12 protein-coding genes and 1 tRNA gene are annotated in these 14,116 nt (G+C 64.8%); 2 read left to right on the top strand and 11 right to left on the bottom strand.

Annotated elements, in window-relative coordinates; translation table 11 throughout:
• Positions 1-77 precede the first annotated feature (77 nt).
• Positions 78-803, top strand: a complete 726-nt coding sequence (locus H6A16_RS06100; protein WP_204617151.1) for a GntR family transcriptional regulator — start codon at positions 78-80, stop codon at positions 801-803.
• A gap of 156 nt (positions 804-959) precedes the next feature.
• Here the strand turns inward: H6A16_RS06100 and nth are convergent, their stop codons facing one another.
• The 7 genes from nth to H6A16_RS06135 form a co-directional block, all read right to left on the bottom strand.
• A complete protein-coding gene (nth, locus tag H6A16_RS06105) occupies positions 960-1,619 on the bottom strand; it encodes an endonuclease III (protein ID WP_204617153.1) in 660 nt (219 codons plus the stop codon).
• Positions 1,619-2,974, bottom strand: a complete 1,356-nt coding sequence (locus tag H6A16_RS06110; RefSeq protein WP_204617155.1) for a DNA recombination protein RmuC — start codon at positions 2,972-2,974, stop codon at positions 1,619-1,621. The genes nth and H6A16_RS06110 overlap by 1 nt, the downstream gene beginning before the upstream one ends.
• A gap of 108 nt (positions 2,975-3,082) precedes the next feature.
• Complete coding sequence (locus H6A16_RS06115; RefSeq protein ID WP_204617157.1) at positions 3,083-3,679, bottom strand: hypothetical protein; 597 nt, start codon at positions 3,677-3,679, stop codon at positions 3,083-3,085.
• Between the two features lie 134 nt (positions 3,680-3,813).
• A complete protein-coding gene (locus H6A16_RS06120) occupies positions 3,814-4,302 on the bottom strand; it encodes a hydrogenase maturation protease (RefSeq protein WP_204617159.1) in 489 nt (162 codons plus the stop codon).
• Positions 4,303-4,478: 176 nt separating this feature from the next.
• Entirely contained in the window at positions 4,479-5,195 is a 717-nt protein-coding gene (locus H6A16_RS06125; protein ID WP_204617162.1) for a cytochrome b/b6 domain-containing protein, read from the bottom strand.
• The gene (locus H6A16_RS06130) at positions 5,196-6,860 is read right to left on the bottom strand and encodes a nickel-dependent hydrogenase large subunit (protein ID WP_204617164.1); all 1,665 of its coding nucleotides are present in this window, start codon (positions 6,858-6,860) and stop codon (positions 5,196-5,198) included.
• Positions 6,860-8,242 (bottom strand): hydrogenase small subunit, encoded by a 1,383-nt coding sequence (locus tag H6A16_RS06135; protein ID WP_204617166.1) that lies wholly within the window; start codon positions 8,240-8,242, stop codon positions 6,860-6,862. Before H6A16_RS06135 ends, H6A16_RS06130 begins: the two co-directional genes overlap by 1 nt.
• A 371-nt stretch (positions 8,243-8,613) precedes the next feature.
• Here H6A16_RS06135 and H6A16_RS06140 point away from each other — a divergent pair, with 371 nt between their 5' ends.
• Positions 8,614-9,726: an IS110 family transposase gene (locus H6A16_RS06140; RefSeq protein ID WP_204617168.1), complete on the top strand. Its 1,113-nt coding sequence runs from the start codon at positions 8,614-8,616 to the stop codon at positions 9,724-9,726.
• Between the two features lie 402 nt (positions 9,727-10,128).
• Here H6A16_RS06140 and rbr read toward each other — a convergent pair whose 3' ends face one another.
• The 4 genes from rbr to H6A16_RS06160 form a co-directional block, all read right to left on the bottom strand.
• Complete coding sequence (rbr, locus tag H6A16_RS06145; RefSeq protein ID WP_204617170.1) at positions 10,129-10,668, bottom strand: rubrerythrin; 540 nt, start codon at positions 10,666-10,668, stop codon at positions 10,129-10,131.
• Positions 10,669-10,919: 251 nt separating this feature from the next.
• Entirely contained in the window at positions 10,920-11,822 is a 903-nt protein-coding gene (locus H6A16_RS06150; protein ID WP_204617196.1) for an adenine glycosylase, read from the bottom strand.
• A 21-nt stretch (positions 11,823-11,843) separates the two neighbouring features.
• Positions 11,844-12,362, bottom strand: a complete 519-nt coding sequence (locus H6A16_RS06155) for an RrF2 family transcriptional regulator (protein WP_204617172.1) — start codon at positions 12,360-12,362, stop codon at positions 11,844-11,846.
• 1,675 nt (positions 12,363-14,037) lie between these two features.
• Positions 14,038-14,115, bottom strand: a tRNA-Asp gene (locus H6A16_RS06160).
• Position 14,116: the final 1 nt, after the last annotated feature.

Below are 14,116 nucleotides of genomic sequence, written 5' to 3' on the forward strand. Positions count from 1 at the left end.
TAGGTGTTCAGGAAACTTGACTTTAGCTGCCCATTGTTGAACACTTCGGGTAGTTGTTCAAACAAGATGGGATCAGTATGCCTAAAGCTGTTTTTCAGGATATCTACCGCGACCTCAAAGACGAGATCGAGCACGGAACCTATGCGTACCAGTCGTTTTTGCCCTCGGAGGCCGAGCTCACCGCACGTTTTGCATGCTCGCGCAGCTCTGTGCGCCGTGCGATCCGCCTGCTTGCAGAAAACGGCTACGTGCTCTCGCAGCAGGGAAAGGGCGTGCGCGTCATCCGCGACCCGCACATGGAGAAACCCCACGGCTACGACGGTCTCGAGACGTTTCGCGAGATGGCCGAACGCCGCGGATTCAAGCCGCGCACCGAGACGCTTCTGGTCGAGCAGGTTGTCGCCGACGACGAGATCGCCCAGCTCACCGGCTTTGCCGAGGGCAGCACGCTCACGCACATCATGCGCAAGCGCTATGCCGACGAGCGCGCCGTAGGGACCGACGAGAGCTACTACCTGACCGAACGCGTGCCTGAGCTCACCGCCGAGATCGTGGCGAACTCGGTTTATGCGTACCTCGAGCAGGTGCTCGGCATGAAGATCATCACGAGCAAGCGCCGCATCACGGTGGAGGGTGTCAACGAGTCCGATTGCGAGCAGCTTGACCTCGACGGCTTCAACGCGATAGCGGTCGTGCGCGGCAACGCCTTCGACGTCGAGGGGATCATGGTCGAGTACACCGAGACCCGCCAGGTCCCCGGCTTCTTCTCGCTGTATGAGACCGCCGTGCGCCCCGCACGCTGAGAGAGCGCGACCAAAACTGCTGCACATCTGCCGAAAGCGCATGTGCTACCCTACGAGGTGGACGGCACCCGCGGCCACGGGTCAGGCCGACTCCGAAACCTTTATAGGGTGGAGAGCGGCCGTTTCCGCTTAGGCGGGAACGGCCGCTTTTCGTTTTTAGATCTTCGCGCTGGGGCAGATGTCGGCCAGCGGGCACTCGCCGCACAGGGGCTTGCGGGCGTCGCAGATCTCGCGCCCCAGCATGATCCACTGGTGGTTGACGTCGTTCCAATACTCGCGCGGCAGGATCTTAAGCAGGTCCTGCTCGGTTTTGAGCGGCTCTTTGGCGTGCGTCTTGGGCGACAGCATGAGGCGGTGCGCGATGCGGTTCACATGCGTATCGACCGCGATGCCCTCCACGATGCCGAAGCCGACATTCAGCACGATGTTCGCCGTCTTGCGCCCCACGCCGGGCAGCTTGACGAGCTCCTTCATATCGGCCGGCACCTCGCCGCCGTAATCGGCCACGATCATCTGCGCGCACTCCACGCAGTGCTTAGCCTTCATCTTGTAGAAGCCGAGCGACTTGATGACCTCGGCGACCTCGGCCGGCGTGGCGCCCGCCATGGCCTCGGGCGTTGGCCAGCGACGAAAGAGCTCCGGGGTGACCTTGTTCACCTGCGCGTCGGTCGTCTGCGCCGAGAGCAGCACCGATATCACGAGCCTGAACGGGTTCGCGTGGTCCAAGAAGCACTCGACCGGACCGTAGCGCTCATTGAGCCTGCGGCACACCTCGATCGCGCGTTCGCGCTTTGCGGCATTCGTCTCGCGCGGCATTACGCATCTTCCCCTTTCGCATCGACTTCAGCGGCATCGTCGAAATCGGACTCGAGCGCGTCGTCATCGCCCGACAACCCGTCCGCCAGCGCTGCCTCGACGGGCAGGGCATCGACACCCAGCACGAGTGCCGCCTCCTGTTCGTCGTCCATCGCGGTCACGGTGCGCAGCTTGCGCTCCATGGCCCGCGTGCGCGTGGTCATGAGCGTCTCCACCGTGGAACCCGCGCGGCTGATCTGGTCGTAGGCGCGCTGCAGCGCGGCCTGATAGCGCGGCAGCTCCGACTTGACCGCCGAGAGCACGCGCTGGATCTCGTCCGCTCGGCGCTGGAAGGCGAAACTCTGGTAGCTCATCTGCAGGCTGTTCAGAATCGCCGCCATGGTGGAGGGGCCGGCGACGCTCACCTGGTAGTCGCGCTGCAGCTCCTCGATGAGGCCAGGGATGTCCACGACCTCGGCGTACAGGCCCTCGAACGGTAGGAACATGATGCCGAAGTTCGTGGTCTCCGGCACATTCAGATACTTCGTGGAGATGTCCTTCGCCTCGAGCCTGATACGCTGCACCAGCTGGCGACGCGCCAGCAGGATGCCCTCGGTGTCGCCCGCCTCGACCGCATCGCGCAGGTGCTCGTAGGTATCGCCCGGAAACTTGGCGTCGATGGGCAGCAGCACGGGGTCGGAACCCTCGACGGGGATGCGCACGGCGAACTCCACGCGCTCGGCGCTGCCGGGCTTGGTCACCACGTTCTTGAGGTACTGCTCGGGCGAGAGCACGTCTGCCAGAATGGCGCCGAGCTGCACCTCACCGAGCATACCGCGCGTCTTGACGTTGCCGAGCACGCGTTTGAGATCTCCGACACCCTGGGCGATACCCTGCATGTCGCCCAGGCCCTTGTATACGGCTTCGAGCTGGTCGCTCACCTGACGGAACGACCGCGCAAGGCGGCGCTCGAGCGTGGTCTGCAGCTTCTCGTCGACCGTCTCGCGCATGCGATCGAGCTGCCGCTCGTTGTCGGCGCGAATCTCGGCCAGGCGCGTGTCCACGCTCTCTCGGCTCTGCCGAAGCTGCACGATGGTCTCGCGGCGCAGGTCGTCCATCTTGGTGTTGACGCGCGCGAACTCGCGCGTCAGGGAGTCGAAGCGCTCCTGCTCGACGGCGGACGTGCCCGCTGCATGCTGCGAAAGGCCCGCGAGCACGGTATTCGCCTGCGCGAGCGCGACGCTGCAGGCATCGGCTTGAGCCGATGCGCGCTCAGCCGACGCGGCCGATCGGCGCGCCGCGACAAGCGCCAGGGCGGCGAGCACCGTTGCGGCAACGGCGACGATGAGCACCGCTATCAGAAGAAACGTTTCCATAATCCGTCCTATCCGCCGCGCATCATGGCGGGCGTTGGGTATCCGTGCGCCCATTATATCGGGCGGGCACCCGTTGGGCGGGCAAGCCGCTAGGCGCAGACGGCACCTCTATCCGAACGGATGGAAGTCGGCGATCCAGCTGCCCACGCGGTCGGCGAGGTCGGCGAGCAGCCCCGCGATATCATCAGGCGACGCACCGTTCAGGATGCAGGTGAGCACGTAGGACACCACGAACGCCAACACGAGCATCAACGGCACCACCACGATCAACGCGATGACGCGCAGCGCCCCGTTCCGGCGCCGCCGGTTAGCGCGCATGCGGTCGTACGCGAGCTCGTCGCGGTACATCTCCTGGCCAAGCGAATAGCGCTCCCAATCGGGAACACTGTAGGGGGCACCGTAGGGAGCGCCCCCGCCATGGGGATCCACATAGCCGCGACCGCGCGCGGGGGCCTGACGGGCAGCCGCGCTGCCATAAGCCCACTCGTCTGCTGCGGGAGGCGGAGCGGCTTCGGCTCGATACCTCTCGCCTTCCTGCGCGGCGATCATCCAACGAGGCATGGGGCCGGTCTGCGACGGCGGCAGGCGCGGCGCGGCCGCGGGATAGCCGGCGGTGCCGACAGGGGGCATCGTCGTGGGGGCGGAGCGTCGCCCGTATGCCATGCGCTCAGCTTCGCGCTGAGGGGTTTCGATAAACAGGTTCATGTGCAAATCTCCCCTTTGGGAGCGTGCACGGAAGAGGGTTTGTCTATTGTCGTGCTATCTGACGCATTTCGTCAAGAACTGTTTTCTCTAGGATGTTCTTACAGCGTCTGACATTATTCTTACCAACAGGGCGCTTACACGCGCAAGGCGATGTCGCAGCCGAGCTCATCGCGCAGATACGCGATGACCGCCCGTGCACAGGGTTCTACCGCCGCCGCTACCGGCTCGGTCATGCCCTGCCGCATCGTGCCGTCGCCCAGATCGAGCACCTGCACGCCGAAGCACACGGCGCTGTCGCACGTACAGCCCATGAACTGGGCGTTGTTCCACACGTCAGCAAACCGGACGTCATGCAGCGATGTCATACCGCTCGAGGGCGCCATATCATCGGGGGCGAACCTCACGACCGTGCCCGGTGCCTCGCCGGTGCCGTCGACGGCATCCACGACGACGACCGCGTCGCAACCCATGAGGTCGCCCACCATGGCATACCCCATCGTCGCCCGATCGAGCACCTCGACATCGGCGGGCAGGCTGCAGCGCTCGACCAGCCAGCGGCCGACCGCCGGCCCGACCCCGTCATCGACCTGGTACTCATTGCCCACGCATAGAACCCGAATCATCGCAACCTCCCTGCCCTACCATAGCAGCCTCAAGCCCTGCCGCAAACCATGCAGCGAAGTGCGACCGCTTCTCAAACGTCCGGGACCCTCCGCTTTGAAGCCCTCGCACAACGCGCGATCGGCATTCAAAGCGGAGGGCCCCGGCATCTCGGGACAACCCGTCTGTATACGAGCTGCTACTCCTTAAAGGTCTCGCCCACGTCCGGCTCCTTGCCCATGCCGTCGAAGCCGACGATGTTCATGGTCTTGGGGTCGTACACCAGGCCGGGTGTCTCCTTCCAGAAGAAGATCAGCGTGGCCGGGCTCGCGCCCTCGATGAGCGACAGGTACACGTGGATGCACATGAACACGATGAAGGCCCACATGCAGAAGTAGTGGATGATGCGCACCTTCATGGCGCCGCCCATCACCTCAAGGCCCCAGGCGAACACAGGCCAGCTCGCCGTGGTGCCCCACAGGCAGAAACCGGTGAAGCCGGTGAAGAAGATGAGCAGCGGGATGAGCAGGTACACGATCTTCTGCGGAACGCCCAGCTTGGCTGCGATCGGGTGGTCGCGGCGCAGGAACAGGTAGTAGCTGATCCACGCCCACAGCTGATGGCGGTTATCGCGCTGGGGCAGCCAGGTCCATACATCGCGCACGACCTCGCGTGTGCCGGGCGCGGGAGCCGACTTGACGATGAAGGCGCCGATGATGCGCACGATGCAGTTGATGATCAGCACGGCGCCGAAGAACACGTGGAACCCGCGGGCGATGCCCATGAACCCGCCGAAGAACGGGAAATGGATATAGATGCCCGACAGGATCAGGATGATCATCGCGATGAGGTTCACCCAGTGCGTGATCACAAACGGCAGCGGATGCGCCTCGCGGTAATGGGCCATATGTGCCATTTACCTCACCCCCCAAGGAGACGTGACGGTGCCGAACGTGCGACCCGTCGCCGGCTCGGACACGTGGCATGCGCACGCGGTGCACGGGTCGACGCTGTGCACGATGCGCACCGCATCGAGCGGCTTCTCCAGGTCGGTCACGTCGGTGCCCAGCAGCATCTCCTCAAGCGGGCCGGGGTTGCCCTGGCCGTCCGCCGGGGAGAGGTTCCACGTGGACGGGATGATCTCCTGGTAATGGGAGATGACGTCGCCCTCGACGCGCTCGGTATGCAGCAGCGCGCCGCGCGGTGCCTCCCACAGGCCCACGCCCTCGCCGGTCGTGTTCGTGGCGGGCGTGTAGTACTCCGCCTCGCCCGCTGCCATAAGGTCCACGAGCTCCTGGGCGTCCTCGGCCATCTTGCCGGCCACGTAGGAGGCCTCGAGCACGCGCGTGAGCAGACGGCCGGCAACGCCGTCGAGCTGCGCCCACGAGATGCCGGTGCGCGCGAGCGCGCTATCCATGAGCAGGCCCACGGGCTGCACGCCGCGCTGGTAGGCGGCCACCATGCGCGCGATGCCGCCGGCCTCGTAGGTCTTGCCTTCGTAGCGCGGAGCCTTGCACCAGCTGTACTTGTTGGCGAAGTTCTTGCCGTCGGCGGGCCACTGCGGGCTCGTCGTACCCTCGAGCGGGTTTTGCGGCAGGCGGTTGGCGTAATAGGCGTGGGTGACATCCTCGGTGATGCGGCTCACGTCCACGTAATCGATGCCCAGCGAACCGTCCTCGCGCAGCACCGACATGCCGGCGGGCAGGTAGCGGTCGTTGAGCTCGCGGCTCGCGGCGTCCAGCACGCCGAAGGAGATGAAACGGCCCGGGCCACGGCCCATATCCACCAGGTTGGGATACTTGGCCAGGATCATGTACGCATCGGGGATCATCGTCGACTCGATCCACGTCTTGAGCTCGTCGATGCGGTAGATGATCTCGTCAAGCTTCTCAGCCGTGGGCACGAACGAGGTGCCGCCCGGGATCGACGTCATGATATGCGGCATCTTGCCGCCGATGATCGCGCAGATCTGCGAGGCCACCGCCTGCTTCTCCAGGCCCTCGAAGTAGTGGGCGGTGCCCACGAGGTCCTCGGCCGGATCGAAGCGGAACGCCGACGAGCCGTCCGGATCCTTGGCGTCGAACCAGTTGCCCGAGAAGATGGACAGCTGGCCGTTGTCGGCAAAGGCCTGCAGACGCTCGGCAAGCGCGCCGAAATCGGCAGCCGACGTGCCGTACTGGTTGCACACGTCGTAGGCGTCGGCGGGATTGGCGGAAAGCGCGTTCAGCGGGTTGATGTAGTCGAGCCCCGTGAGGTTGTAGAACCACAGGATCGTGGAGTGCAGGATCTGCGCACCCTCGGCGAGGTTGCGCACCAGGCGGGCGCCGTCGGGAATCTGGATGCCGTAGGCGTCCTCGGCAGCCAGGCACGAGGCGTGCACATGCGAGACGGGGCACACGCCGCAGATGCGCTGCGAGATGAGCGCGGCGTCGTAGGGAGTGCGGCCCTCGAGCGCATGCTCCAAGCCGCGGTACAGGTTGCCCGAGGCCCAGGCTTGGGTGACCTTGCCGTCCTCGACCTCCATCTCGATGGAGAGGTGACCCTCGATGCGGGTAATGGGGTCAACGGTGGAACGAGCCATCACTCATCGCCTCCCTTCTCAGCGGTATCGGTGGGCGCGGCGTCTGCAGGGGCATCCGCGGGGTTCGCCGGCGGCTTCTCCTCCCCCTGGGCGCGCCGGGCTTTCTTCGCCGCGCGGATCTTCTTAAAGCGGTCGATGTTCTTGGGCTCCAGCCCCTTCGCGTCGAGCTCGTCGTAGAGCGCGGCGGCGCGGGCGCCCGCCTTGTGGGCGTCCTCGGTGCCGTGCTTGACGTCCCAACGGCGCTCAGGCTCGAAGTCGGCGCCGCCGTCGACACGGCCGGCGACCTTCATGCCGACGCCATGCACCACGAGCGCGGCGACGACCAAGCCGGAAACGGCAAGGGCGGCGGTGGTGGGCTGGAAGTGGAAACCGAGCAGCGAGAGGTCGCGATGGCGCTTGATGAACGGCGTGTTCTCGTCGACCCAGTTGCGCTGCGGATGCATCGGCTCGATGTTGCCGCAGCCGATGCACGGCGCGCCGGACTCCACGCACCACGAGGTGGAGCGGTTCCAGCGCGTGATGGGGCAGGTGGTAAACGTCTGCGGACCGCGGCAGCCGAGCGGGTACAGGCAATAGCCCTTGGCCTCCTCGGCGCTGCCGAAGCGGTAGACGAACTCGCCGTTCTCGAAGTGACCGCGACGCGGGCAGTTGTCGTGCACCGTCTGATTGCCGATGCTCACCGGCACGTTCTTCCCGTTGAGCTCAGGCAGGCGACCCATGAGCGCGTACTCCACGATCACCGCGACGAGCCACTCGGGGTTCGCCGGGCAGCACGGGATGTTGACCACCGGCGTGCCGATGCCGCGCTCTTCCAAGAACTTCTGGACACCCATGGCCTCGGCGTCGTTGGGACGCGCGGCCATCCAGCCGCCGTCGCATGCGCAGGAACCGAGCGCGATCACGGCGTCGGCCTTCTCGGCGGTCTCGGCCAAAGAATCGGTTCCCTTCTCGCCGCCCACGAGCAGCACGTTGCCGTCGTAGACCGTGGGCACCGCACCCTCGTAAACCAAAATGTAGCCGCCCGCCTCGATGGTGTCCTTGCGAGCCTGCTCCATGGAATGGCCGGCAGCCGCGGAGAGCGTCTCGCTGTAGTTGAGCGAGATGGTCTCGAGAACAAGCTGCGGGATGTCAGGCGTGTTGGTCTGCGCCAAAGCCTCGGTACAGCCCGAGCACGAGCCGCCTTCCATCCAGATCACGGGCAGCAGCTTGCCTGACGTCTCGCCGATTTCGATCGCCTCGGCGACGCGCGGCGCCATGGCCTCGGTAAGCCCGAGCATGACAGCCAGGCTACCGCAGTACTTCAGAAAATCGCGCCGGGTAAAGCCGTTTGCCGTGAGGCGTTCGGCCAGGGAACCCTGCGCGGTCCTCGTCGTTTCCGCCATCCGTACACCTCCCTATGCAATTGCGCGCCACGAGACGCGTCTTCCCCTCTTTGCTCGGCATCCGCCCGCGGCATCGCCACGGCATGGATGCCCGATACCTATCGGCACCGTGCTCATTATTGCCCAAATCCCACCAAGGTGAAAGGGAGTCAGGATGCATTTCGCATGCTGTATATATGGCTGGCTTCTTGCCGACGTCCGCCCGTCGGCAGCAAGGCGTCGGAAGGAGCGCGTCCTCGCACAAGACGATATGAGAAAGCCATTGAGGGGAAGCCTCCCGCGACATGCCGGGTCGCGGGCTGGGCGGGAACAATGGTGTTGTATCGTCACCTGCGGTGCCGCCGTACCGCACGCATGGGAGGAGGCTCCCCATGACCCATGTTACCTCCATCGGCCTCGACGTACACGCCCGCTCGGTCGCCGCGTGCGCCTTCGACCCGTTCACCGGCGAGGTGGTGCAGCGGGCCTTCGGCGCGGACGCCGGCGAGATCGCGGCCTGGATCAAGGGGTTCAAGGAGCCCAAGGCCGTCTACGAGAGCGGGCCGACCGGCTTCGCGCTCTGCCGGGAGCTGCGCGGCCTCGGCGTCGACTGCGTCGTCGGCGCCGTCTCGAGGATGCAGAGGCCCGCGGCGGACAGGCGGCGCAAGAACGACCGCAACGACGCCGCCTTCCTCGCCAGGCTGCTCGCGACGCGCAACGTCGTCGAGGTGTGGGTCCCGCCCCTCGAGGTCGAGGCCGCCCGCGACCTGTCGCGGGCGCTCGACGACGCGCGGGACGACCTGCAGCGGGCGCGCCAGCGCCTCTCCAAGTTCCTGCTGAGGCGCGGGCACGCCTTCGACGAGACCGACGCCCTGGGGCGCAGGAGGGGCGCCTGGACGCGCGCGTTCTGGCGCTGGGCCGAGGGCCTCAGGCCCGCAGAGCCGGCGGCCGCCGCGGCCTTCGACCACTACGTCACCTGCGTGCGCTGCGCCGAGTCGGACAAGCGGGCGCTGGAGAGGCGGGTCGCCGAGGAGGCCGCGGCCGATCTGTGGCGCCCGCGCATCGAGGCGCTCTCGCTCATCAAGGGCATCGATGTCGCCACCGCCTTCTGCCTGGCCGCGGAGGCGGGCTGCTTCAGCAGGTTCCCGGCGGCGGGCTCCTACGCGTCGTGGCTCGGGCTCACCCCCTCGGAGCACTCGAGCGGCGAGAGGGAGGCGACCGGCGGCATCACCAAGACGGGCAACTCCCCCTCCAGGCGCGCGCTCGTCGAGGCCGCGTGGCACTTCAGGGCCTGCTCGCCGAAGCCGAAGGCGCCGCCGGCGGGGTCGTCGGTGCCGCCCGCGGTGAGGCGCCGCTGCGACGAGGCGACCAGGCGGCTCGCCGAGCGCCACGGGGCCCTGCGCGCCGCCGGGAAGCGCCCCTGCGTCGCCAACGTCGCGGTGGCGCGCGAGCTCGCCTGCTGGGTCTGGGAGATCGGCTGCAGGGCGGAGGGCGCGCTCGCGTGACCCTCCCGCGGAAACGCCTTCCCGCCGGGAGGGACCGCGCATCGACGCATCGCCGGGGCCGGCTCACGAGGCCTTTTATGGGCGGCCCGAGGGCTGCGCCCGGGAAACAAGACTACGGGGATTTCGAACGACGGTCCCGGACGGAGAGTCGAAATGCGGTAGCGCGCGGCGACATACCCCCGCACGCCGCGCCACGAGCCCGCGGATATTAGCTTGCCAGGCGAGCGACGACTAACGAGCATCCGCGCGGTCCCGACCGGCTGGAAAGAACGCGGGTCCCGGATGGAATTCCGGGACCCGCGACGTCATGCCTATTGACAATGGCTTTCTCATATTAAGAAGCCCCCGGCGCTGACGGATACAGCGCCGGGGGCAGAGCGTCATATGCGCAGATACGTGCGACTAGTAGTTGACGACATGCTCCTCGAAGTAGCTCTTCGGGTGAGCGCACACGGGGCAGAGCTCCGGAGCGGTGGGGCCAACATGCAGGTGACCGCAGTTGCCGCACTTCCACACCTTGACGCCCTCGCGGGTGAAGACCTCGCCCTTCTCGACGCGCTCGGCCAGCTTGAGGTAGCGCTCCTCGTGGGCCTTCTCGACGGCGCCGACGCCGCGGAACTTGGCGGCGATCTCCTTGAAGCCCTCCTCGTCGGCGGTCTTGGCGAACTCGTCGTACATGGTAGTCCACTCGTAGTTCTCACCGGCGGCAGCGTCCTTGAGGTTGGTCAGGGTGTCGGGCACAGCGCCGTCATGCAGGTACTTGAACCAGAGCTTGGCATGCTCGGACTCGTTCAGAGCGGTCTCCATGAAGATGTTGGAGATCTGGACGTATCCGTCCTTCTTGGCCTTGGAGGCGTAGTAACGATACTTGGTATGGGCCTGGGATTCACCGGCAAACGCGGTCTCGAGGTTCTTCTTGGTCTGGGAGTTTGCGAAGTCCATTGGTGTTTCCTCCTCTGCATCGTAAGGTTCCGGATATCAGGCGCGATCCGGTGCCCTTATTGTAAATGATTCCTAATAAGAAATCACCTACGTACACAGTTCCTATACCCAACTTCACGCGGGCTTCACACCCATCGACCCCTGCGCTGCCAACGGCCCATAATCGCAGCCCAACGGCACCTGGCCTCTTTGGGGACGTAGCCGCCAGGCGCCACATGTGGCGCCTGGCGGCTACGTCCCCAAAGAGGCCATCAGGCGATGGTCCAGAGCGGGCCTTCGACGACGGCGAACCCTTCGCGAACGAGGTCGGAGAGAATCGACTCCACCTCGGCGGAGGGAACGGCATCGCGCCCGGACGCGCGCTCGAGGTCATCGACGCCGCTGCGCACCTGGTCGAGCGTGAGCCCCGCTTCTCCAGCCGCCTGGGCATCGAGCAGCATCCGCACGATATGTGCGCGCTTCTGCCGCCGCGAGCCTTCGAAGCGTGACTGGCGCGTGTAGCTTTTGGACCGGCGCGACGGGTTGGGAATCGTCTTCTTCAGATAGGCGCCGTAATCGAGCATGGCGTAATACCACGAACGGGGCGTGTCGTCGACGTCCTGCGGCTCGGCATATGGACCCGAGGCGGCAGCATCGCCCTCGCCCACCCCGCGCGGGCAGGTCGCCTCCACGAGCGGCACAAGTTCGCGATCGGGCACGTCAGGCACGTCGGGAAACAGATGATGCAGCATCACGGTGCGGACGTTCGTCTCCAGATACACTCCCGGCAGATCGAACGCGAACGCACGGATGCCCTGAGCCGTTGCGGGCCCGATGCCCGGCAGCGCCTGCAGGGCCTGGGCGTCACGGGGAAAAACGCCGCCATGCTCGCGAACCACGGTCTCCGCCGCCGCCTTGAGCGCCAGCGCGCGCCGGTTGTACCCCATGCCCTGCCAGGCTGCCAGCACATCGCTCGTGGATGCAGCGGCAAGGGCTTCTACCGTGGGAAAGCGCTCGAGCCATTCCGTCCACCGGGTGAGCACGCGCGCCACCTGCGTCTGCTGGAGCATCACCTCCGACAGCCAGATTCCATACGGATCGCGCGTGTTGCGCCACGGCAGGTCGCGATACAAACGGACCCCTTCCGCCCGAACCAGTGTGCGAAAGGGGTCCATATCAAGCACGTGTGCTCCTTATTATCCTGCCGAGACACTCGCTCCGTGCGTGCGTTTTCGCCGAGGGCAGCCCTCGCTGCACGACACATACGAGCAGAACGCCTCGCGATCTGCAAACTTGGTGTCCACCGCCGGTGCGCGCCTGCAGTTGACCACATCGTCGAGCGTGACGGAATCGAGGTAACTGTACACGAGCGCCTGCGTACCGGACCAGATGGGATGATAGCAGCACCCGTCCATCCGCGAGCACACGCCTTCCGGCGCCGTGCAATCGTTCATGACAAGCGGCCCCTGCACGGCCTCGACCACCTGGCGAAGCGTGATCTGCTTCGGGTCGATCTTGAGACGCATGCCGCCGTGCACACCGCGCAGGCTCTCGACGATGCCCGCCTGAACGAGCCCGTGCTGGATCGAGCGGGCAAACGAATACGGCACGCCGACCTCGTCGGCGGCAGTGCGCACCGAAAGCAAGCTGTCTGTGTCCTTGACCAGCATGGACAACATGCGAAGAGCGTAATCCGTCTTCCTAGAGATGTCCATCTCTCCTCCTCGTATATTGGCTGCGGCGAATCTTTAAAGGGCCTGACAGATATAAGGACGCACCGCGGAGGCAGTTATGCAATGGGCATAGGTGCTAAAACGGTTCAGCATACTATAGCACCCACCCTGCGCACTCAGCCTGGTATTTACAATATGACCCCCGTTATGGAGAATCCTGCACACCAATCGACAAGGGCTTTTGTTGCTTTTAGCTAACGCGGTGGGCGGCGTTCGTTCAACGTGCGGACAACCTGAACCCATCCAATATTGCGTAGCCTTACAACCACCGATGCGTCCGGGGCGCGGATATGCCGACGTGGCCTCCTCTCTTGAGTGGCGCAGCAAGCAGAGGCATCCAGATGCCACCGCTCTGCTCCGGCGTGCCGGTCGCGACGTCGGGAATGGAACCGGTCGACGAGGAACCGCTGAGCGCGGCATCGCCGTGTGGGAAATTCGATTGAGGCACGTGCCCGTACGCGCAGATATGACCGATAAGGCCGGCGGCAGCGTGGGCCCTGCAGGCGCCATCGCTTGAACAGCGAACGATACGAACGGTATGGGCGATGTCGGATAGCGCGTCACGCGGCATAGCATCGCTCGACACGATTGGGCGCGCCGCAGCGAAGACAGACGCGTGCGTCGGGAACGATATGCCTGTAACGACCGCTGGATGCCCTATGCATAGCAGCGGCCCGACCTGCATGCGGCAGGCCGAACGCTTACGTTGTCTCAAACCGACCCCTAGGTTATGCCAGCACTCGGCTCTTTCCCGACCAGCGAGCCAAGCGCTGTGCGATCGGCATCTCCGACCAATAGCCAACCGCAACCAGTTGTACAAGTTCAAACATAACAGTTTGGTGGGTTGGGTAATAGCATTTTCTTCGGATTAACCCCAGTCTTGAGGTACACGACAGATATTCGTCACACGGCGTCAGGTTTTTTGAACCGATGAAACAAATGTACCGTAGTAGCTGGGATGATTGTGTCACTGGTTTAGACGAGTCGGTTTTGGCTGTTTTGCTGCTGATTTCAAATCTGTCGGAAGTGTCCGCTTGATACAATGCTGTGCCACGGGGACCAAGCGGCTATCGATGGGTCCGTTATTGCATGGGCAACGCAAAATGCGCGGCTAATTCCGTGGGGCCGGCAAGGGGGAATCCGAACTGCGCTGATCACGCTTGCCGGTTGCTCAAAATGGGCGATTGGTACCAGATGACCAGAATGGGAGCTCTCGCGGAACGGAAAACGGGTATGCGGTACCGAATAGCCAGGGCGGGCACTTCCAAAGTATGGAAAACGACCATCCAGTATCAAGCGACCGGATCGCAGCGGCAATGTAGTGTCAGATGAGCAGGATGTGCCACGGAAGCATGGCTTCCAAGCGTCAGAAGATCCGCTGGAAGATGCCCCGCAAGCATCAGGGTCGAAGGGCGAGGGCGAAAAAACCACCTCATCACCCTGAAATGACTCCAGCATAATACGGCCCAGACGCGCGTGATACCACCCGACCTTAGCAACCCGCGCGCCCGGGCACAGCAAAGTGATACCTCAGGGATACCCGATCTTGTTGCGCAACGTGGAGACTAGCCCATATCGGGCCGCAAGGAACAAAAGACGAAGGGGCAGCAGCCTAAAAAAGGAAAAAGCCCCACACGAGGCGGGGCTTGAATTGCGATGGCGGGAAGTACGGGGCTCGAACCCGCGACCTCCGACGTGACAGGCCGGCGCTCTAACCAAACTGAGCTAACTCCCCA

The sequence above is a fragment of the Collinsella tanakaei genome, assembly GCF_016900375.1.
Lineage (GTDB): Bacteria > Actinomycetota > Coriobacteriia > Coriobacteriales > Coriobacteriaceae > Collinsella.